Source organism: Duganella sp. GW821-FHT01E12 (assembly GCF_059422325.1).
The window spans coordinates 95,741-116,400 of sequence record NZ_JBWKWR010000015.1 but is presented as its reverse complement, the minus strand read 5'-3'; the positions used below and the strand labels follow the sequence as shown (position 1 = coordinate 116,400).

Below are 20,660 nucleotides of genomic sequence, written 5' to 3'. Positions count from 1 at the left end.
CGTTATGTGTGTGTCGCTTAGAACGTATCGCCGGGGACTCGTACCCAGCCTTCCATCAGCACGCGGGCGCTGCGGCTCATGACCGCTTTTGTTACGCTCCACTCTCCATTTTTCTGGGTCGCCTGCGCCCCGACCCGCAAGGTGCCGGACGGATGGCCGAAGCGCACCGCCTCGCGCGCGCCGCCGCCCGCCGCCAGGTTCACCAGCGTGCCCGGTATCGCAGCGGCGGTGCCGATGGCCACGGCGGCCGTGCCCATCATCGCGTGGTGCAGCTTACCCATCGACATGGCGCGCACCAGCAGGTCCACGTCGGTGGCGGCGACCTGCTTGCCGCTGGACGAGGTGTACGGCGCCGGCTTGGCGACGAAGGCCACCTTGGGCGTGTGCTGGCGCGTTGCCGCGTCGTCGATATGCTTGATGAGGCCCATGCGCAGCGCGCCGTGGGCGCGTATCAGCTCGAACCGCGCCAGCGCCTTGGGATCGCTGTTGATCGCGTCCTGCAGTTCGGTGCCGAGGTAGCCGATGTCTTCCGCGTTGACGAAGATGGTCGGGATGCCGGCGTTGATCATGGTCGCCTTCATGGTGCCGACGCCAGGCACTTCCAGCTCGTCCACCAATTGACCGGTCGGGAACATCGAGCCGCCAGCGCCCTCCTCTTCCGCCGCAGGGTCCATGAATTCCAGCTGCACTTCGGCCGCCGGGAAGGTGACGCCGTCGAGTTCAAAGTCGCCGGTTTCCTGCACTTCGCCGTTGGTCATCGGTACGTGGGCGATGATGGTCTTGCCGATGTTGGCCTGCCATACGCGCACCACCGCCATGCCGTCGCGCGGAACGCGGGCAGCGTCCACCAGGCCGCCGCTGATGGCAAAGGCGCCGACGGCGGCGGACAGGTTGCCGCAATTGCCGCTCCAGTCGACGAAGGCCTTGTCGATGGAGACCTGGCCGAACAGATAGTCGACGTCGTGATCCGGCTTGGCGCTCTTGGCCAGGATCACCGTCTTGCTGGTGCTGGAGGTGGCTCCGCCCATGCCGTCGATCTGTTTGCCGTAGGGGTCCGGGCTGCCGATCACGCGCAGCAGCAAGGCGTCGCGCGCGGCGCCGGGTTGCTGCGCGGCTTCCGGCAGATCCTGCAGCCGGAAGAACACGCCCTTGCTGGTGCCGCCACGCATATACGTGGCGGGGATCTTGATTTGCGGTTGATGAGCCATGATCATGCAGCCTTCACGGATTCAAGGAAGTCCTGGGCGAAGCGCTGCAGCACGCCGCCCGCTTCGTAGATCGACACCTCTTCCGCCGTATCGAGGCGGCAGATCACCGGCACTTCGACGCGCTCGCCGTTGCGGCGGTTGACCACCAGCGTCAACGTCGAACGCGGGGTGCGCTCGCCGATCACGTCGTAGCTTTCGGTGCCGTCCAGCGCCAGCGTCAAACGGTTCACGCCCGGCTGGAACTCCAGCGGCAGCACGCCCATGCCAACCAGGTTGGTACGGTGGATGCGCTCGAAGCCTTCGGCCACGATGGCTTCCACGCCCGCCAGGCGCACGCCCTTGGCCGCCCAGTCGCGCGACGAGCCCTGGCCGTAGTCGGCGCCGGCGATCACGATCAGCGGCTGCTTGCGTTCCATGTAGGTCTCGATGGCTTCCCACATGCGGGTGACTTTGCCTTCCGGCTCCACGCGCGCCAGCGAACCGGCTTTGACCTTGCCGTCGGCGTCGCGCACCATCTCGTTCTTCAGCGTCGGATTGGCGAAGGTGGCGCGTTGCGCGGTCAGGTGGTCGCCACGGTGGGTGGCGTAGGAATTGAAGTCCTCTTCCGGCAGGCCCATTTTCGCCAGGTACTCGCCGGCCGCGCTGTTCAACATGATCGCGTTCGACGGCGACAGGTGGTCGGTGGTGATGTTGTCGCCCAGGACCGCCAGCGGCAGCATGCCCTTCAGCGGACGCGCACCGGCCAGCGCGCCTTCCCAGTACGGCGGACGGCGGATGTAGGTGGTCTGCGGACGCCAGTCGTACAACGGCTTCACTTTCACGCCGTCGTCTTCCTGCTTGGCGAACATCGGGATGTAGACCTTGTTGTACTGCGCCGGCTTGACGCTGGACGCGACCAGCGCATCGATCTCTTCGTCGGTTGGCCAGATGTCCTTCAGCGTGACCGGCTGGCCGTTGCTGTCGATACCCAGTACGTCCTTCTCGATGTCGAAGCGGATCGTACCCGCGATGGCGTAGGCCACCACCAGTGGCGGCGAAGCCAGGAAGGCCTGCTTGGCGTATGGGTGGATGCGGCCGTCGAAGTTGCGGTTGCCCGACAATACGGCGGTGGCGTACAGGTCGCGGTCGATCACTTCCTTCTGGATCGCCGGATCGAGCGCGCCGGACATGCCGTTGCAGGTGGTGCAGGCGTAAGCGACCACGCCGAAGCCCAACTGCTCCAGCTCCGGCATCAGGCCCGCTTCCTCCAAGTACAGCGTCACGGTCTTGGAGCCGGGCGCCAGCGAACTTTTCACCCATGGCTTGCGGGTCAGGCCGCGCGCGTTGGCGTTGCGGGCCAGCAGGCCGGCGGCGATCATGTTGCGCGGGTTGTTGGTGTTGGTGCAGCTGGTGATGGCGGCGATGATCACCGCGCCGTCAGGCATCAGGCCTGGCTCGTTCTCCACCACACCGCTGATGCCGCGCGCGGCCAGCTCGGAGGTCGGCACGCGGTTGTGCGGGTTCGACGGGCCGGCGATGGTGCGCACCACCGACGACAGGTCGAACTTCAGCACGCGCTCGTACTCGGCGGTCTTCAGGGCCTCGCCCCACAGGCCGGTCTCTTTGGCGTAGGTCTCCACCAGCTGGACCAGTTCATCATCGCGGCCGGTCAGCTTGAGGTACTTGATGGTCTGCTCGTCGATGTAGAACATCGCGGCGGTGGAGCCGTATTCCGGCGCCATGTTGGAGATGGTGGCGCGGTCGCCCAGCGTCAGGTGCGATGCGCCCTCGCCGAAGAACTCCAGGTAGGACGATACGACCTTCTGCTTGCGCAGGAATTCGGTCAGCGCCAGCACGGTGTCGGTGGCGGTGATGCCGGCTTGCGGCTTGCCCGTCAGTTCGACGCCGATGATGTCCGGCAGCCGCATCCATGATGCGCGGCCCAGCATCACGCTCTCCGCTTCCAGCCCGCCGACGCCGATGGCGATCACGCCCAGCGCATCGACCATCGGCGTGTGCGAGTCGGTGCCGACCAGCGTGTCAGGGAAGGCCACGCCGTCCACCGCCTGAATCACCGGCGACATGCGCTCCAGGTTAATCTGGTGCAGGATGCCGTTACCCGGCGGGATCACGTCGACGTTCTTGAACGCCTTCTTGGTCCAGTTGATGAAATCGAAGCGGTCCTCGTTGCGGCGGTCCTCGATGGCGCGGTTCTTGTCGAAGGCGTCGGGGTCGAAGCCGCCGCATTCGACGGCCAGCGAGTGGTCGACCACCAGCTGGGTCGGCACCACCGGGTTGACCAGCGCGGGATCGCCGCCTTGCAGCGCGATGGCGTCGCGCAGGCCGGCCAGGTCGACCAGCGCGGTCTGGCCGAGGATGTCGTGGCACACCACGCGGGCTGGGAACCATGGAAAGTCCAGGTCGCGCTTGCGCTCGATCAGCTGCGACAGCGAGGCGTTGAGCGTGGCCGGATCGCAGCGGCGCACCAGGTTCTCGGCCAGCACACGCGAGGTGTATGGCAGCTTGGCCCAGGCGCCCGGCTGGATCGCGTCGACTGCGGCGCGCGCGTCGAAGTAATCGAGCTTGGTGCCCGGCAGGGGTTTGCGGAATTGGGTGTTCATTATTTACGGTCCTTGATCGGCACAAATTTCAGGTCCTCAGGACCGACGTAGTTCGCGCTTGGACGAATGATCTTGTTGTCGATGCGCTGTTCGATGATGTGCGCGGCCCAGCCGGACGTGCGCGAGATGACGAACAGCGGCGTGAACATCGCGGTCGGCACGCCCATCATGTGGTAGGACACGGCCGAGAACCAGTCCAGGTTCGGGAACATCTTCTTGATGTCCCACATGACGGTTTCCAGGCGCTCGGCGATATCGAACATCTTCATCGAACCGGCTTCCTGCGACAGCTTGCGCGCCACTTCCTTGATGACGACGTTGCGCGGATCGGAGATGGTGTACACCGGATGGCCGAAGCCGATCACCACTTCCTTGTTGGCGACGCGGTTGCGGATGTCCGCTTCCGCTTCGTCGGCGTTTTCGTAGCGCTTCTGGATCTCAAAGGCGAATTCGTTGGCGCCGCCGTGTTTAGGGCCGCGCAGCGCGCCGATCGCGCCGGTGATGGCGGAGTGGATGTCCGAACCCGTGCCGGCGATGACGCGGCTGGTGAAGGTGGAGGCGTTGAACTCGTGTTCCGCGTACAGGATCAGCGAGGTGTGCATCGCCTGCACCCAGCTGTCGGATGGCTTCTCGCCGTGCAGCAGGTGCAGGAAGTGGCCGCCGATGGAGTCGTCGTCGGTCTCCACGTCGATGCGCTTGCCGTTGTGGCTGAAGTGGTACCAGTACAGCAGCATCGAGCCGAAGGAAGCCATCAGGCGGTCGGCGATGTCGCGCGCGCCGGGGACGTTGTGGTCGTCCTTTTCCGGCAGCGTGCAGCCGAGCACCGAGACGCCGGTGCGCATCACGTCCATCGGGTGCGCCGATGCGGGCAGTGCTTCCAGTGCGGCTTTCAGCGATGCCGGCAGGCCGCGCAGCGAACGCAGTTTGGCTTTGTAGCCTTTCAGTTCGGCGCTGGTCGGCAATTTGCCGTGGACCAGCAGGTAGGCGATTTCTTCGAACTCGCAGGTGTTGGCGACGTCGAGGATGTCGTAGCCGCGGTAGTGCAGGTCGTTGCCGGTTTTGCCGACGGAGCACAGTGCGGTGTTACCTGCGGTGACGCCGGACAGGGCGACGGATTTTTTTGGTTTGAAGGTGGCTTCGGTCATTTCAGGGTCTCCTCGAATCGATTACTTTTTCTGTGCGGCGAACAGTGCGTCGAGCTTTTGCTCGAAGCTGTGGTAGTTGATGCGTTCATACAGTTCGGCGCGGGTTTGCATGGTGTCGACCACGTTCTGCTGGGTGCCGTCGCGGCGGATCGCGCCGTAGACGTTTTCCGCGGCCTTGTTCATGGCGCGGAAAGCGGACAGCGGATACAGCACCAGGCCCACGTCGGCTCCACGCAATTCATCCACGGTGAACAGCGGCGTCGAGCCGAATTCGGTGATGTTGGCCAGCACCGGCACTTTGACGGCGGCGGCGAATTTTTTGTACATATCGAGGCTGATCATCGCCTCGGGGAAGATCATGTCGGCGCCGGCTTCGACGCAGGCGACGGCGCGCTCGATGGCGGCGTCCAGGCCTTCGACGGCCAGCGCGTCGGTGCGGGCCATGATGACGAAGTTCTCATCGGTGCGCGCATCGACGGCGGCGGCGATGCGGTCGACCATCTCCTGCTTGGTGACGATCTCCTTGCCCGGACGGTGGCCGCAGCGCTTGGCGCCGACCTGGTCTTCGATGTGCATGGCGGCGGCGCCGAACTTGATCATCGACTTGACGGTGCGCGCCACGTTGAAGGCGGAGGCGCCGAAGCCGGTGTCGACGTCGACCAGCAGCGGCAGGTCGCACACGTCGGTGATGCGGCGCACGTCGGTCAGCACGTCGTCCAGGTTTGAGATGCCCAGGTCCGGCAGGCCGAGCGAACCCGCCGCCACGCCGCCACCGGACAGGTAGATCGCCTTGAAACCGGCGCGCTTGGCCAACAGGGCGTGGTTGGCGTTGATCGCGCCGACCACCTGCAAGGGGGACTCTTCTTGTACGGCTTTGCGGAACGCGGCGCCTGCGGAGTACTGACTCATGTTGTGACCTTTCAATGTTGCAGTGAAGTTGTGGTAGGTAGTGCAAGGGACGTGCCAGACCGCCCATCCTTATAAATCAATAACTTACGTATTTCAACTGTTTCAACGTCGTTTCAATTTGAAACATCGAAACGGATGAACTACAATTGAAACATGCGCCATTCCACGCCCCTGCCCTTCGACGCCAACGACAAACCGGTCATCTGGACGGTGTCCGTCTCGCGCCTGGCCGACCTGTTCCGCGACATCACGCTGGAATACGACGACCTGGCGACCATCGAGCCGATCAACCTGGGCTTCGACGAGGCGGCGCGCCACATCCGCGAACGCATGGCCACCGAGCGTTGCGACGCCGTCATCGCCGCCGGCTCCAACGCCGCGTATCTGAAAGGCCGGCTGTCGGTGCCGGTGGTGATCGCCAAATTCAGCGGCTTCGACGTGATGCAGGCGCTGGCGCGGGCGCGCCGCATCTCGGATCGCATCGGCATCGTCACCTACCAGGAGCGTCTGCCGGAGCTGGCCGAATTCGCCAACACCTTCGGCTTCGACGTCGAACAACGCACCTACGCCACCGAGGAAGACGCGCGCGCGCAGATCAACGATCTGAAGGCGGCCGGCATCAAGGCCATCGTCGGTGCGGGCCTGATTACCGACCTGGCCGAGGAAGCGGGACTGACCGGCGTATTCGTCTACTCCGCCGCCTCGATCCGCCATGCCTTCGACGATGCGCTGGAAATGGCGCGCCTGGCGCAGCTCGAATCGAACCGCAGCCGCACGCGCGGCGCGGTGGTGGCGGACACGCTGCGCGCCAAGCATGGCATCAACGACCTGCGTGGCGACTCCAGCGCGATGGAAGCGCTGCGCCAGTCGGTGGTGCTGTATGCGAAGTCCCCGGCCACGGTGCTGATACAGGCCGAAACCGGCTGCGGCAAGGAGCTGGTGGCGCAGGCCATCCACCGCGAGAGCCCGCGCACACTGGGCCAGAACCGGCCCTTCGTCGCCGTCAATTGCGGCGCCATCGCGGAATCGCTGCTGGAGTCGGAACTGTTCGGCCACGAGGAAGGCGCCTTCACCGGCGCGCGGCGCGGCGGCCACGCGGGCCTGTTCGAGGCGGCCAACCGCGGCACGCTGTTCCTCGACGAGATAGGCGAAATGCCGCTCACGCTGCAAACCCGTTTGCTGCGGGTGCTGGAGGAGCGGGAAGTGGTGCGCGTGGGCGGCACGCGGCCTATCGCCGTCAACGTGCGCATCATCAGCGCCACCCACTGCGACCTCGAACAGCGCGTGCGCGAAGGCCGCTTCCGCGCCGATCTGTTCTACCGGCTGGCGGTGCTGCGGCTGACGATACCGCCGCTGCGCGCGCGGCAGGAGGACGTGATGACGCTGGCCGAATGGTCGCTCAAGAACGCGCTGGCGTCGCTGGGCGCGCGGCCGCATCCCAACCTGCACGCGGAGATGGCCACTTGCGCGCCGCTGCTGCAGCACTACGACTGGCCGGGCAATGTGCGCGAGCTGCGCAACCTGACCGAGCGCCTGGCGCTGTTCCTCGCCGCCGAGCCGTTGCAGGCGCTGACGCCGGGCTTCGTGCTGAGCGTGGCGCCGGAGTTGGCGAATCGCGCGGCCCTGCTCTCCACTGGCGCCGGCCCAGCCAACGCCAGCGGCGCCCTGCCGCTCGCCTTGCCGGCCGCACGGTCTTCCGCCGAAAGCGCGACCGCCGTGCTGGCCCGCTTCGGCGGCCGGCGCGACGCCGCCGCCGACTACCTCGGCATCAGCCGCACCACGCTCTGGCGCAAGCTGCGCGCCGAAGCCGGCGAATAGAAGAGCCGCGTGGGGCCATGTGCCGGCGCCGGACGTCCGGCGCCCGCCTGCCGCTGCGCGAACGCCGCAGGCGGTACTGGCCGGCTACCGCTCATCCCTGCAAAAAACCGCTCATCCAGTATTCGTCGCCGGCGTGGCGGCGCTTCGATAGCATGGCCTCACTTAATCACAACAACGGAGGTCAGCATGCCACGCTCGTTCATCAAACGTATCGCCACCATTGCCGCCAGCCTGGCGCTGGCTTACGCCGCCGCACCGGCCCTCGCCGCCGGCGCAGGCGCCTCCGCAGCATCGGCGCATCCGGCCTTCAAGGTGGAAGTCACCGGCAGCGGCGCTCCCGTGATCCTGATTCCCGGCCTGGCCTCCTCCGGCGAAGTGTGGGACGGCACCGTCGCCCGCTATTGCGGCAGCCGCCAGTGCCACGTCGTCACGCTGGCCGGATTCGCCGGCGTTCCCGCCATCGAAGGCCCGCTGCTGCCGGCCGTGGAACAGCAACTGAGCGACTACATCGCCGCCAATAAATTCGACCACCCCATCGTCATCGGCCATAGCCTGGGCGGCTTCCTCGGCATGAAGCTGGCCGCCGACCATCCGGACCAGGTGGGCCGCCTGATCATCGTGGATACGCTGCCGGCGCTGGCCGCCGTCCAGATGCCCAGCATTACCAGCGCGCAGATGAAGGAAATGGCGGTTGGCATGCGCGCCCGCATGGAGTCCATGGATACGGAGTCTTACCGCGCCAACCAGCTGAAATCCCTGCGCTCCATGATCACCAAGCAGGAAGACATCGATCGCGCCATCGGCTGGGGCAAGCTGTCCGATCACGCCACCGTCATCAACGCCATGACCGAGATGATGAGCGAGGATCTTCGCTCCGAAGTCAGCCGCATCAAGGCGCCGACGCTGGTGCTGGGCGCATGGATCGCCTACAAGGACTACGGCACCAAGCCGATGTTCGAGCAGATGTACAAGAGCCAGTACCAACAGCTGCCCAACGTCAAAGTGGAACTGGCCGACACTGCCCGCCACTTCATCATGTACGACGATCCGGCTTGGATGTATGATCGCATCGATAACTTTTTAAAGTAAATCCATCATGACCAACGACCGTCCACTGCTCGCGCGCCTGAACTGGTACTGGCTGTTCCAGCTGGCCGGCTGGCTGTTCCTGCCGCTGCTGCTGATCGCCATGACGCCGGGCGACGCCCATACCGGGCGCATGATCGCCATTTCGTTCTGGGGTGTGGCGGCCGGCCTCGTGATTTCGGACACCTGGCACCGGCTGCTCAAGCGCCAGATCCAGAACGGTGTGCGCATCGGCTGGAAGCCGATGATGGTTGCGATCCTGATCCTGGGGACCATCCATACCGGCGTGCAGACGGTCGGTTACCTGGTCGTCAAACCTTTCGGCGAAGTACATGGCGTGGCCTGGGTGCCGGGCGCGTTGATGTTCTGGTGGGGAGTTTACCTGGTGTGGAACACCTTCTACATGGCGGTGCTGTCGCTGCGCCGCGCCAATCGTTTCGAGCAGGAGGCGCTGCGGCTGGAGATCAGCGCCAAGGACGCCGAGCTGCGCGCCTTGCAGGCGCAGGTCAACCCGCATTTTTTCTTCAACAGCATGAACAGCGTGCGTGCGCTGATTTACGAGGACCAGGATTCGGCCGCGCTGATGATCGACCAGCTGGCGAGCGTGATGCGCTACGCGCTGCAATCGGGCCAGCACGATACGGTGCCGTTGGCGGCGGAAATCGAGGCCGTGCAGGCCTATCTGGCAATTGAAAAAATCCGCTTCGAGGAACGCATGCGGGTCAGCGTGGAAATCGGCCTGGGTCTGGAGCAGGTGCGCATTCCGCCGATGGCCTTGCAGACGCTGGTGGAGAACGCCGTCAAGTACGGCGTGGAGGCCAGCCCCACCGGCAGCGAGATCCGCATCCGCGCGCAGCGCATGGACGACGGCAAGATCCACATCGAAATCGCCAACCTTGGCGCGATTCTGCCGTTTGCCAATTCCACCAAGGTGGGGTTGGTGAATACCCGCAAACGCCTGGCGCTGGCATTGGGTGCCAACGCCAGCCTGGATCTGACTGAAAACAGTGGCTGGGTGCGCGCCACGATGACTTTACCGGAGGCCGCCTGATGCGCGCATTATTGATCGACGACGAGCGCCTGGCGCGCGCGGAACTGCGCCGTTTGCTGGCGGCGCATCCTGAAGTGGAAATCATCGGCGAGGCGGTCAACGCGGCCGACGGCATCCAGCAGATCGCCGCGCTCAAGCCGGACCTGGTGTTCCTGGACGTGCAGATGCCGGGCGGTAGCGGCTTCGATATGCTGGCCGCGCTGGAGGAAGCGCCGGAGGTGATCTTCACGACGGCGTTCGACCAGTATGCGCTGCAGGCGTTCGAAGTCAACGCGCTGGATTATCTACAAAAGCCGATCCAGGCGGCGCGCATGGCGGCGGCCCTGCAGCGCTGCGCGCTGCGCCATGGCCGCGCGCTGGCCTATGCGGCGGCCGGCGTTCCGGCCGTGGCGCCGATGGCGGCCAAGAAGCTGTTCATCAAGGACGGCGAGCGATGCTGGTTTGTCGGCTTGCAGGATGTGCGGCTGTTCGAATCGGACGGCAATTACACGCGCGTCTATTTCGACCAGCACAAGCCGCTGATGCTGCGCTCACTGAACCAGCTGGAAGAACGGCTCGACCCGCAACGCTTCTTCCGCGCCAGCCGCCGGCACATCGTCAACCTGGACTACGTCGACCAGGTCACGCCCAACGACGCCGGCGGCCTCGATCTGCTGCTGCGCGACGACCTCGAAGTGGAAGTCTCCCGCCGCCGCGCCGCCCAGTTCAAAAGCCTCGCCAGCCTCTGAACCACTTCCGGCTCACGTCCGCAACACCTCGGCCGGCGCCATGCGCATGGCGATCCAGGTGTGGCGGGCAATGGCGACGAGGGCGATGGCCAGCGTCAGCGACAACGCAAACAGCAGCGTCCAATAGCCTATCGGCGCGTGTTCGACGTAGCCAGCGAGGTAGCGGCGGATGGCCACCACCGCCAGCGGCGACGCGATCACCGCCGCCGCCAACACCAGCACGCCGATTTCGCGGACCACCAGCACGCCGATGTCCGCGCCGCGCGCGCCGTGCAGCTTGCGCAGCACGATCTCCCTGGCGCGACGCTGCACCGTGTTCGCCGACAGCACGTAGGTGCCGAAGGCGGCGATCGCCAGGGCGATGCCGGTGGCGACGGACATCAGCTTGGCAAGGCGGGCGTCGTCCGCGTAATTGCGCGCCAGGACGTCGCCGGCGCGAACGATCTTGGGTATCGCATCCGGGAAGAAGCTTGGCCACAAAGCCTGCACCGCGCGTTCGACGAGCGCGGGATCGGCTGCGGCGCGCACGCTTAATACCGTCCCCGCTGTCCACAGTTCGTAGGCGGTCGCGCGCGGCGGATCGCGCAACGAATGGAATCTCAGATCGGGAGCGATGCCGACGATGCGCTTGGAGATCACCTTGTTGTCGAATCCCTTGAACAGCACGATCTGGCCGATCGCCGCTTCGTCGCTGGCGAAACCCAGCTCGCGCGCGGCGACCGCATTCAATACCACCGGCACCCTGTCATCCTCCTTGTCCCACGCGGCCTGGAACAGACGCCCTGCCAGCGGCGCTATGCGATACAGCTCGAAGAAATTTGCGCTGACCGATTTCATTTCCATCACCGCGCTCTGGCCGCCGGGGCGCTTCAGTTCATGGGTCCATACCCAATCGAGCCTGCCCACCGGGTCTTCCGAAATCGCCACGCCGGCCACGCCCGGCTGCGCCGCCAAGGTTGAATAAAAGCGCCGCGCCTTCTCGCTGTCCTTGACCCGCTCCGGCATGTCGACCACGACAAACGGCGCCGGATCGAAGCCTGGCGATGCGTGCATCGCGTAGTGGGTCTGCCACGCCACCGCGATGGTCACGGCGGCGAAACCCATCGCCACCGAAACCTGCAGCACCGTCAGCGCGCGCCGCCATTGCATGCTGCCCCGGGATTCGGTATCGGGACGGCCGGCCAGCACCTGCGTGGGATGCACGCGCAGCGCCACCCATGCCGGATAGATCGCCGTCAGCACGCCCAGCAAGCCGCCTATTCCAAACGCGGCGGCGATATTCCGCAACGAGAACATGCCGTCCAGTTGGCGGTTGACCAGCTCCGAAAAGACGGGCAACGCCAGCCACGCCAGCATCAAGCCAAGCGCGGTAGCCGTCATCGCCACCAGCAGCGATTCGAGCAGGAACAGCAGCATGAGCTGCCCGACTCCTGCGCCCAGCACCTTGCGCATCGCCACCTCGCGCTGGCGCCGCAGCACGCGCACCATGCTCAGGTTGACGTAGTTGATCGCGGCCATGAGCAGGATCAGCAACGCAAGCGCCGCCAGGCCGGCCACCAGCACCGGATTGGCGCGGTCGCCCGGCATCGAGACGAAACTGTTCTGCATCTTGTAGTCGAAGTAGGCGTCGCGCAGCGGCGACATGGTCAGCTCTATCGCCTTGCGCGTGCCGAGACGCGCGCGCGTCTCCGGCGGGTATTGATGCAGGCTGGGCGCGGCGTCCACCACTTTCTGCAAGCGGTCGACGATGCCTTGCACCGAGGCGCCAGGCTGCACGCGTATCAGCATCTTGCCCATCCAGCCATGTTCGCCGGTCAGCATCTCGTGCCGTATGTCCGGCCCCGCCACCACCGAATTGACGCCGAAGAGCAGCTCGAATGGAATCGTCGTATTGGCCGGCGGTGTCGGCACCACGGCGCCGACCTGCACGGTATTCCCTTCGGCCAGCATCGTGCGGCCCAGCGCATCGGTCGTGCCGAACAGGCGTAGCGCCGCAGCCTCGGTGACCACAAAGCGGTCAGGCTGGTCCAACGCGTTTGCCAGGTCGCCATGCACCGCGCGCAATCCCAGCATCCCGGTAAAGCCGGGCATCACCGTCAGGCCGCGTACCGCGAAGATGCCGCGGTTGATGCGCACCGTGAGCGGCGTGATCTCCGGCCGCGCCGGGATATAGAGCGCGGCGCCGGTGACGCCCGGCGTCTTCAGCGCAGGCTCGCGCAGCAGCATCGGCACCACCTCATGCAGCGGCGACGCGGGATCGATATTGAAGTGCTGCTTGGCGACGTAGATCCTGTCCACTTCCGGCAGGTGCGCGTCGTACTCCATCGAGTAGCGCACAAAGCCAAGCAGCAGCAGGCACGCGGCCAGGCCCACGCCCAGCCCCAGCACCACGGCCAGCGTGTACGCCGGCTCCTGTATCAGCGCGCGCCAGCCGATGCGAAAATCTCTGAGCTTCATGGTTCGAATGTCCGTGTATGGAAAACCTCTGACGTTTGCAACATCCATGCCACGGTTGTTTTTGCGCCCCGGCGGCCGCTTTGGCGGGCCGGTGTCCGGAAGCGAACGTTATGGCTGTTCACTTCCGAACACCTGGCCTGGCGGCGCTTATTTCAGCGCGGGGATGGCTTGCGGCTGATAGGGCTTGACCGGCTGCTCCTTCAGCTTCTTGTCCAGCAGTTCCAGCGCCACTTCCAGCTGGCGGTCCTGGCCTTGATACGTGGCGTGCGGCAGGTTGTCCACTTCCACGTCCGGCGACACGCCCACGCCTTCGATCAGCCATTGGCCGTCGGCGGTGTTGAACTGGCCGTTCTCGGCGACCCGCGCCATGCCGTTGTCGCTCAGGCGGTTGTTATCGCTGAGCCAGACGCCGGCGCCCGCCGTGCGCTTACCCACCAGCGGCGCCAGTCCCAGCGCCTTGATGCCGGCCGCGAAGGTCTCGCCGTCCGAGTAGGTGTATTCGTCGACCAGCACCACCAGGTGGCCGCGGAAGGTGTGCTGCATGTTCGGCGCCGGCAGCGCGCCCGGCGACGACCAGAAGGCCCAGGCTTTGCGCAGCAGCTTTTCGATCACCCAGCTGTCGATGTTGCCGCCGTTGTTGCGGCGCACGTCGATGATCAGGCCTTCGCGGTTGACGTTGGCGTAGAAGTCGCGCGCGAACGAGGCGATGTCGCGCGGTCCCATGGCGCGCAGGTGCAGATAGCCGATGCGGCCCTTGGACGCGGCATCGACCTGGCGCGCGCGGCTCTGTTCCCAGTCGCCGTAGCGCAGGCCGGCCTGCTTGGCCATGTTGACCGGCGTGACGATGACCGAGCGTGTGCCGCCCTCCTTGCGCTTCACCTGCAGCAGCATCTGCTTGTCGGCCTGGTTCAGCAGCAGGTCGGCGATATCGCGCGCTTCCAGCACCGGCTTGCCGTTGACGGCGGTGATGACGTCGCCCTCCTTCACATCCACGTCCGGCTGCAGCAGCGGGCCGCGTTCGGACGGCAGCTCCGGTTCGCTGCGGTAGATGTGGTCGACGCGGTAGCCGTCGGCGCCGCGCGTGAGCAGCGCGCCCAGGCCCGCAGGCGCGCCTTCCGGCGCGGGACGGCGCAAGTCGCCGGGCGCGATCTGCGAGTGCAGCGCGCCCACTTCGCTGATCATCATGCCCAGCACGTCGTTCAGCTCCGCGCGGTCGGTCACGCGCTCGACCAGCGGCGCGTACTTGGCGCGCACGCCGGTCCAGTTCACGCCGCGCATCTTGGCGTCGTACAGGAAGTCGCGGTGCATGCGCCAGGCGTCGTTGAACATCTGCGTCCATTCCAGGCGCGGGTTGGAGGTGAAGGTCCAGTCGTCCACCTTGACCTTGGCCTTGGAGACGTCCGTCGGCGCCTTGGCTCCCGCCTCCACCACCAGCATGTCGCCAGGGCCGCCGGCCGCGAAGGTGCGGTAGTACAGGTGCTTCTTGTCGAAGGCCAGGTCGTATTCGCGCACGCCGCTGGCGAAGACTTCCGGCTGCGGGCCGTTGGCGGCGATCGCCAGCGTTTTCAGGTTGGCCTTGCCGTCGCTGCCGTCGGCGTCGAGGAAGTACAGGCGCTTCTCGTCGAGCTGCAGGTTGCGGTAGTTACCGGCGGCCAGCGGCACTTCGTACAGGCGATCCGCCAGCCCCGCATAGACGATGGCCGGCAGCGCCTTGCCGGCTTTCTTTTCCGGCACGGCCTTGGCCACGGCTTTTTCCACGGCCTTCTCGGCTGCCTGTTCGACGGCCTTTTCCGCCGCGCCTTCGGCCGGCTTGTCGCCCGGCTTGTTCAGCTCATCGTCCGGCTTGAAGGGGAAGCGGTTGCCCGGCTGGAGCGCCAGCGCGAACACGCCGGTGCGCTTGTCGAACACCGGTCCCATGTTGCGGTCGCCCCACGGCGAGCCGTTCGCCAGCTGGAAGTTGCGGGCCGAGAGGAAGTACAGCCATTTGCCATCCGGCGAAAACGCCGGCGAGACCGAGTTGTAACGGTCGCCGGTGACGAAGGCCAGCTGCTTCGATTCGAGGTTGTACAGGCCGATCTGGTTGCGCTGCTCGATGCTGGCGGCGCGCACCAGCGCCAGGTTCTTGCTGTCGCCGGACCACAGGATTTCTTCGTGCCGGTCGGAGCCGGCCTTGCTGCCGTCGTCGATGACGGTGTTGGACTTGGTCGCCAGGTCCAGCATCCACAGGCGGCCCTTCTTGTCGGTGTGGGCCAGCCAGCGGCCGTCCGGCGACGGGTACAGCTGCCAGCGGTGGCTGTTGCCGTCCTTGGTCAGCTGCTCGCCCTTGCCGGAACCGTCGGCGGCGAATTTCCAGATTTCGTTTTCGCCGGTGCTATCGACGATGGCGTAGACCCATTTGTCGTCGTGGCTGAAGACGGCCTCGCGGGCGCGCGCGCCGGGCGGCACGGCGATTTCCACCCGGCGCTGCGAGCCGGTGCCGGCCACGCTGACGCGGCCGCGCGCGGTCAGCACCAGGCGCTCGTCCTTGCCGGAGATCTGGACGTTGGTCAGGTTCTCCAGCGGCGAGCGGATCTGGCGGGCGCGCTGCTGGTCGAAGTCCGAGACGAGATTGATGGCCAGCTGCTCGTCCTTCGCGGCGGCCAGGTCCAGCACGTGCAGGTCGGCGCCCAGCTGGTAGGCGATGCGGCCGTCGCCCAGCGCGGCGTTGCGCACGTCCCAGCCGGTGTGGCTGGTCAGCTGGCGCGGATCGCTGCCGTCGGGCGCCATCGACCACAGGTTGTCGGAACCGCCACGGTCGCTGATGAAATACAGGCGGCCCTGCCACCACATGGGCCGTTTGTTGTTGCCGGCGTCGGAGGCCAGCAGCGGCGCCGCTTCCGAGCCGCCGGCCAGGTCGTAGCGCCACAGCTGCGCGTGGGCGCCGCCGCGATAGTTTTTGACATTGTCGTTGGTCAGGGCCAGGCCGTTGCGGGTGAAGTACAGCGTCTTGCCGGCGTCGTCGAGCACCGCGTCGTTGGCGTCGGCCACCGGGAACACGCGGCGTTGCAGGTCGCCCGGCTTGACCGCCGCGATGACGTTGTTGCGCGACGGGCCTTTGGTGTCGAGCGTGGTCACCAGCACTTCGCCCTGCGCGGTCCAGCCCAGCACATTGACCGCGCTGTTCTCAAACGTGACGCGCTTGGGCAGGCCGCCGTCCACCGGCATGACGTAGGCTTCCTGTCCGCCTTCGTAGGAGGCCGAGAAGGCGATCCACTTGCCGTCGTGCGAGATGGCGGCGTTGGTTTCGGCCGCCGGGTGGGTGGTCAGGCGCTGCGCGGCGCCGCCGTGCAGGCCGGCCTTCCACAGGTCGCCCTCGGCGGTGAAGACCACGGTGTCGCCGCGGATGGCGGGATAGCGGTAGTAGGCGTCGGCGGCGGAAGCGGTGCCGGACAGCGGGCCGGCGGACAGGAACATCAGGAAGAGCGGACGGGACAGGGTCATGGGACAGTTTCAATGTTTGTCAAATGGAATGACAATTTTGGCACAGCTTTAGACTTAAAAGAAAAAAAACCCCACCGGCACAGAGCGCGATCTTGAGCGCGTTCTGTGCCGGTGGGGTTTTCGGAACTTCGAAACAGCTTATTCGACTTCGACGGTCTCCGGCGGGATCGTCGGCGCGGCGTCCGGCGGTTCCGGGAAGTCCAGCTTGACCTGGTCCTTCTCGTCCAGGTCGACCGTCACGCGGCCGCCGGCGACCAGGCGGCCGAACAGCAGCTCGTCGGCCAGCGCCTTGCGGATCATGTCCTGGATCAGACGCGACATCGGCCGCGCGCCCATCAGCGGATCGAAGCCCTTCTTCGCCAGGAACTTGCGCAGCTTCTCGCTGAAGATCGCTTCGACTTTTTTCTCGTGCAGCTGCTCTTCCAGTTGCATCAGGAACTTGTCGACCACGCGCAGGATGATGTCCTCGTCCAGCGCGCGGAAGCTGATGGTGGCGTCGATACGGTTGCGGAACTCCGGCGTGAACATGCGCTTGATGTCGGCCATCTCGTCGCCTGCCTGCTTGGAATTGGTGAAGCCGATCGAAGTCTTCTGCAAGCTCTCGGCGCCCGCGTTGGTGGTCATGATGATGATCACGTTGCGGAAGTCGGCCTTGCGTCCGTTGTTGTCGGTCAGCGTGCCATGGTCCATCACCTGCAGCAGGATGTTGAAAATGTCCGGATGGGCTTTTTCAATCTCGTCCAGCAGCAGCACCGCGTGCGGCTTCTTGGTGATGGCTTCGGTCAGCAGGCCGCCCTGGTCGAAACCAACGTAGCCCGGCGGCGCGCCGATCAGGCGCGACACGGCGTGGCGCTCCATGTACTCGGACATGTCGAAGCGGATCAACTCGATGCCCAGGATGAAGGCCAGCTGCTTGGCCACCTCGGTCTTGCCGACGCCGGTGGGACCGGAGAACAGGAAGGAGCCGATCGGCTTGTCGGTCTTGCCCAGGCCGGCGCGCGCCATCTTGATCGCCGAGGCCAGCGCCTCGATCGCCGGGTCCTGGCCGAACACCACGTTGCGCAGGTCGCGGTCGATGGTCTGCAGCTTGCTGCGGTCGTCCTGGTTGACGGTCTGCGGCGGGATGCGCGCGATCTTGGCGATGATGTCCTCGATCTCGGTCTTGCCGATGGTTTTCTTCTGCTTCGACTTCGGCAGGATGCGTTGAGCCGCACCGGCTTCGTCGATGACGTCGATGGCCTTGTCCGGCAGGTGGCGGTCGTTGATGAAGCGCGCAGCCAGTTCGGCCGCGGTCGACAGCGCCGACGACGAATACTTCACGCCGTGGTGTTCCTCGAAGCGCGACTTCAGGCCGCGCAGGATCTGCACGGTTTGCTCGACGGTCGGCTCGTTGACGTCCACTTTCTGGAAGCGGCGGCTCAGAGCGTGGTCTTTTTCAAACACGCCGCGGAACTCGGTGTAGGTGGTCGCGCCGACGCATTTCAGCTGGCCGTTGGCCAAAGCCGGCTTGAGCAGGTTGGACGCGTCCAGCGTGCCGCCCGAGGCCGAGCCGGCGCCGATGATGGTGTGGATCTCGTCGATGAACAGGATGCCGTTCGGATTGTCCTTCAACTGCTTCAGGACGGCCTTCAGGCGCTGTTCGAAGTCGCCCCGGTACTTGGTGCCAGCCAGCAGCGCGCCCATGTCCAGCGAGTAGACGATGGCGTTCTGCAGGATTTCCGGCACGTCGTTCTGGGTGATGCGGTAGGCCAGGCCCTCGGCGATGGCGGTCTTGCCCACGCCGGCTTCGCCCACCAGCAGCGGATTGTTCTTGCGGCGGCGGCACAGGATCTGGATCACGCGATCGACCTCGTCCTCGCGGCCGATCAGCGGATCGATCTTGCCTTCGGCGGCGGCCTTATTCAGGTTTTGCGTGAACTGGTCGAGTGGCGACTCCTTGGTCTGGCCCTCGCCGCCCGGCGCGCCCTCTTCCACGCCTTCCGAGGCCTTGGCGGCGTCGGACTGCTGGTCCTTGCGCACGCCGTGCGAAATGAAGTTGACCACGTCCAGGCGCGTCACGCCCTGCTGGTGCAGGTAGTAGACCGCGTGCGAATCCTTCTCGCCGAAGATCGCCACCAGCACATTGGCGCCGGTGACTTCCTTCTTGCCGTTGGACGCCGACTGCACGTGCATGATGGCGCGCTGGATCACGCGCTGGAAGCCGAGCGTAGGCTGCGTGTCCACTTCGCCCGTGCCGGGCACGGTCGGCGTGTTGTCGCCGATGAAGTTGGTCAGCGTTTTGCGCAAGTCTTCAATGTTGACGGCGCAAGCGCGCAACACTTCGGCAGCCGAAGGATTGTCAAGCAAGGCCAGCAGCAAGTGCTCCACCGTGATGAATTCGTGCCGTGCCTGCCGAGCTTCGACAAACGCCATGTGCAAACTTACTTCTAATTCCTGCGCAATCATACTTCCTCCATCACACATTGCAGGGGGTGGCCCGCCTTGCGTGCATGCGTTAAAACGAACTCCACTTTGGTACAGGCTATATCTTTTGAGAACACGCCGCACACTCCTTTGCCGTAGCGATGAACACTGAGCATTATCTGCGTGGCCGTTTCACGGTCTTTGTTGAAATACTCCTGGATGATGGCCACCACGAATTCCATCGGGGTGTAGTCATCATTGAGCAACGCCACCTGGTACAGAGGTGGCGGCTTCAGCGCTTGCCGCTCCAAGAGGGTTTCGGTGTCATGCTTGGTTGCCATACGCTTATATTCTAATGCTTTCGGGGTTGATGCAATGGGCATTTCACACTGCCCATCCAATTGTTTTCCATCTTACGCGTTTTCTGAACTTGTCGCAGATGGCGACCTATTCGCCGAAATCAAGAGTTGCTTTTTCGCCAATTGAGTTAAAAGTAGCAAAATGCATACAAATCTGCTTGACTTTAGAATTTGGTCCGCTAACAATGCGTTATCGACTGCGTGCAGAAATGTACAAGGTGATAAGAAGTGAGGCGTGAGGAGGGGGCAAGAAGCTTCTTGCTTTTATGGCTCGTGTGATCCGTTTTAATTTTGAAAGTTCTTTTTATGGCAACAGGTACAGTTAAGTGGTTCAATGATTCCAAAGGTTTTGGCTTCATCACTCCAGATGACGGCGGCGAGGATTTGTTCGCTCACTTCTCCGCAATCAACATGAACGGTTTCAAGACCCTCAAAGAAGGTCAAAAAGTTCAATTCGAAGTCACGCAAGGCCCTAAAGGCAAGCAAGCTTCCAACATCCAATCGGCTTAATTTTTTAAGCAGCAGATGTGAAAAACCTCGCACCGCGAGGTTTTTTTTCGTCCCTACCTTCCGGCAAGTGTTGCGGAAGTCCTACAACGCGCCGCCGCGTGACAATTCAATAGAATCGATAAAATTGAAGAATGCATAATCTTATGCGTTAAGGTAACAATGCCTATCAGGCATGCACCTGCGTCGCCGTTCGTCTCTTACCAAGGGCCATATGAATAGCATACACGTCAAGAAAATCAAAACCGTCCTGGTCTATGGCACCATCCTCGCGCTGGGCCTGGGTGTGGGCCGGGTGGCCTCCAAAGTGCCGCAGTGGTTGACGCCGGCCTACGTCGAAGGCAACTTCCAGTCCTACTACCCCGACGCATCCACCCAGGTGGTGGTGTACGGCACCAAGACCTGCCCCTATTGCGCACAAACGCGCGCCTACCTGAACGAGCACCACGTCCCCTACGCCGATATCGACGTCGGCCACGGCGGCAAGGGCCGGCAGGACTACCAGAGCTTCGGCGAGACCGCCGTGCCGGTGATCCTGATCGGCAACCGTCGCATCACCGGCTTCAAGTTGCCGGTCATCGAAGCCGCGCTCGCACAGCTGAAGCAGCCTGCCGCCCGCTGAACGCCACCCGTTTCGGGACCGTGTATGCGGACGGCACGGTTGCAGGCATCGCCCACGTCCAGCCACCTTGGAGGAGCGCATCATGAATAAGAAACTGAAACTGTTTTTGTTTGCAATCGGCATCGGCGCCGCATCGGCACCGGCCATGGCCAGCTGCATCCACTACTGCGTCGTCGAATATAAGGCGTGCATGAATTCCGGCCAGCCGGCCGACCAGTGCAACGAAGAGCTCACCGCCTGCGAGGACGCCTGCGGCGGCTAAGCGGCGCCGGTGTTGACGGGCAATG

At 64.6% G+C, this 20,660-nt stretch carries 15 protein-coding genes; 7 read left to right on the top strand and 8 right to left on the bottom strand.

Annotation, left to right across the window (positions count from 1 at the left end; genetic code table 11):
- Positions 1-17: 17 nt before the first annotated feature.
- From prpF to prpB, 4 genes are read right to left on the bottom strand one after another with little or no spacing between them, the layout of a single operon-like run.
- Positions 18-1,208 carry a 2-methylaconitate cis-trans isomerase PrpF gene (gene prpF, locus AC07WS_RS28215; protein ID WP_494732254.1) on the bottom strand — a complete coding sequence of 397 codons (1,191 nt, stop codon included), beginning with the start codon at positions 1,206-1,208 and terminating at the stop codon, positions 18-20.
- A gap of 2 nt (positions 1,209-1,210) precedes the next feature.
- Positions 1,211-3,808, bottom strand: coding sequence for a Fe/S-dependent 2-methylisocitrate dehydratase AcnD (gene acnD, locus AC07WS_RS28210; RefSeq protein ID WP_494732253.1), 2,598 nt, complete (start codon positions 3,806-3,808; stop codon positions 1,211-1,213).
- Positions 3,808-4,953: a bifunctional 2-methylcitrate synthase/citrate synthase gene (gene prpC, locus AC07WS_RS28205; protein WP_161091579.1), complete on the bottom strand. Its 1,146-nt coding sequence runs from the start codon at positions 4,951-4,953 to the stop codon at positions 3,808-3,810. The genes acnD and prpC overlap by 1 nt, the downstream gene beginning before the upstream one ends.
- A 21-nt stretch (positions 4,954-4,974) precedes the next feature.
- Positions 4,975-5,862, bottom strand: a complete 888-nt coding sequence (gene prpB, locus AC07WS_RS28200; RefSeq protein ID WP_117014614.1) for a methylisocitrate lyase — start codon at positions 5,860-5,862, stop codon at positions 4,975-4,977.
- A gap of 153 nt (positions 5,863-6,015) precedes the next feature.
- Here prpB and prpR point away from each other — a divergent pair, with 153 nt between their 5' ends.
- From prpR to AC07WS_RS28180, 4 genes are all read left to right on the top strand, one after another.
- Positions 6,016-7,680 carry a propionate catabolism operon regulatory protein PrpR gene (gene prpR / locus AC07WS_RS28195; RefSeq protein ID WP_494732252.1) on the top strand — a complete coding sequence of 555 codons (1,665 nt, stop codon included), beginning with the start codon at positions 6,016-6,018 and terminating at the stop codon, positions 7,678-7,680.
- Between the two features lie 186 nt (positions 7,681-7,866).
- Complete coding sequence (locus AC07WS_RS28190; RefSeq protein WP_494732251.1) at positions 7,867-8,769, top strand: alpha/beta fold hydrolase; 903 nt, start codon at positions 7,867-7,869, stop codon at positions 8,767-8,769.
- 7 nt (positions 8,770-8,776) lie between these two features.
- Positions 8,777-9,817 (top strand): sensor histidine kinase, encoded by a 1,041-nt coding sequence (locus tag AC07WS_RS28185; protein WP_494732250.1) that lies wholly within the window; start codon positions 8,777-8,779, stop codon positions 9,815-9,817.
- Positions 9,817-10,545, top strand: coding sequence for a LytR/AlgR family response regulator transcription factor (locus tag AC07WS_RS28180; RefSeq protein WP_494732249.1), 729 nt, complete (start codon positions 9,817-9,819; stop codon positions 10,543-10,545). The genes AC07WS_RS28185 and AC07WS_RS28180 overlap by 1 nt, the downstream gene beginning before the upstream one ends.
- A gap of 12 nt (positions 10,546-10,557) precedes the next feature.
- Here the strand turns inward: AC07WS_RS28180 and AC07WS_RS28175 are convergent, their stop codons facing one another.
- From AC07WS_RS28175 to clpS, 4 genes are all read right to left on the bottom strand, one after another.
- Complete coding sequence (locus AC07WS_RS28175; protein WP_494732248.1) at positions 10,558-13,002, bottom strand: ABC transporter permease; 2,445 nt, start codon at positions 13,000-13,002, stop codon at positions 10,558-10,560.
- Positions 13,003-13,149: 147 nt separating this feature from the next.
- The gene (locus AC07WS_RS28170; protein ID WP_494732247.1) at positions 13,150-16,482 is read right to left on the bottom strand and encodes a S41 family peptidase; all 3,333 of its coding nucleotides are present in this window, start codon (positions 16,480-16,482) and stop codon (positions 13,150-13,152) included.
- 138 nt (positions 16,483-16,620) lie between these two features.
- Positions 16,621-18,927, bottom strand: coding sequence for an ATP-dependent Clp protease ATP-binding subunit ClpA (clpA, locus tag AC07WS_RS28165; protein WP_494732246.1), 2,307 nt, complete (start codon positions 18,925-18,927; stop codon positions 16,621-16,623).
- Positions 18,924-19,226, bottom strand: coding sequence for an ATP-dependent Clp protease adapter ClpS (gene clpS / locus AC07WS_RS28160; RefSeq protein ID WP_090315375.1), 303 nt, complete (start codon positions 19,224-19,226; stop codon positions 18,924-18,926). Before clpS ends, clpA begins: the two co-directional genes overlap by 4 nt.
- A 324-nt stretch (positions 19,227-19,550) precedes the next feature.
- Here clpS and cspE point away from each other — a divergent pair, with 324 nt between their 5' ends.
- From cspE to AC07WS_RS28145, 3 genes are all read left to right on the top strand, one after another.
- Positions 19,551-19,754 (top strand): transcription antiterminator/RNA stability regulator CspE, encoded by a 204-nt coding sequence (gene cspE, locus AC07WS_RS28155; RefSeq protein WP_008446468.1) that lies wholly within the window; start codon positions 19,551-19,553, stop codon positions 19,752-19,754.
- A gap of 211 nt (positions 19,755-19,965) precedes the next feature.
- Entirely contained in the window at positions 19,966-20,373 is a 408-nt protein-coding gene (locus tag AC07WS_RS28150; RefSeq protein ID WP_494732245.1) for a glutaredoxin family protein, read from the top strand.
- An 82-nt stretch (positions 20,374-20,455) separates the two neighbouring features.
- Complete coding sequence (locus AC07WS_RS28145) at positions 20,456-20,635, top strand: hypothetical protein (protein ID WP_444848633.1); 180 nt, start codon at positions 20,456-20,458, stop codon at positions 20,633-20,635.
- Positions 20,636-20,660: the final 25 nt, after the last annotated feature.

What these genes read in the sequence shown, in the direction of transcription:
- prpF (WP_494732254.1), bottom strand. Translation starts at nt 1,208, where the DNA reads ATGGCTCATCAACCGCAAATCAAGATCCCCGCCACGTATATGCGTGGC.
- clpA (WP_494732246.1), bottom strand. Translation starts at nt 18,927, where the DNA reads ATGATTGCGCAGGAATTAGAAGTAAGTTTGCACATGGCGTTTGTCGAA.
- AC07WS_RS28170 (WP_494732247.1), bottom strand. Translation starts at nt 16,482, where the DNA reads ATGACCCTGTCCCGTCCGCTCTTCCTGATGTTCCTGTCCGCCGGCCCG.
- acnD (WP_494732253.1), bottom strand. Translation starts at nt 3,808, where the DNA reads ATGAACACCCAATTCCGCAAACCCCTGCCGGGCACCAAGCTCGATTAC.
- AC07WS_RS28180 (WP_494732249.1), top strand. Translation starts at nt 9,817, where the DNA reads ATGCGCGCATTATTGATCGACGACGAGCGCCTGGCGCGCGCGGAACTG.
- prpB (WP_117014614.1), bottom strand. Translation starts at nt 5,862, where the DNA reads ATGAGTCAGTACTCCGCAGGCGCCGCGTTCCGCAAAGCCGTACAAGAA.
- AC07WS_RS28150 (WP_494732245.1), top strand. Translation starts at nt 19,966, where the DNA reads ATGAATAGCATACACGTCAAGAAAATCAAAACCGTCCTGGTCTATGGC.
- prpR (WP_494732252.1), top strand. Translation starts at nt 6,016, where the DNA reads ATGCGCCATTCCACGCCCCTGCCCTTCGACGCCAACGACAAACCGGTC.
- prpC (WP_161091579.1), bottom strand. Translation starts at nt 4,953, where the DNA reads ATGACCGAAGCCACCTTCAAACCAAAAAAATCCGTCGCCCTGTCCGGC.
- AC07WS_RS28145 (WP_444848633.1), top strand. Translation starts at nt 20,456, where the DNA reads ATGAATAAGAAACTGAAACTGTTTTTGTTTGCAATCGGCATCGGCGCC.
- cspE (WP_008446468.1), top strand. Translation starts at nt 19,551, where the DNA reads ATGGCAACAGGTACAGTTAAGTGGTTCAATGATTCCAAAGGTTTTGGC.
- AC07WS_RS28175 (WP_494732248.1), bottom strand. Translation starts at nt 13,002, where the DNA reads ATGAAGCTCAGAGATTTTCGCATCGGCTGGCGCGCGCTGATACAGGAG.
- clpS (WP_090315375.1), bottom strand. Translation starts at nt 19,226, where the DNA reads ATGGCAACCAAGCATGACACCGAAACCCTCTTGGAGCGGCAAGCGCTG.
- AC07WS_RS28185 (WP_494732250.1), top strand. Translation starts at nt 8,777, where the DNA reads ATGACCAACGACCGTCCACTGCTCGCGCGCCTGAACTGGTACTGGCTG.
- AC07WS_RS28190 (WP_494732251.1), top strand. Translation starts at nt 7,867, where the DNA reads ATGCCACGCTCGTTCATCAAACGTATCGCCACCATTGCCGCCAGCCTG.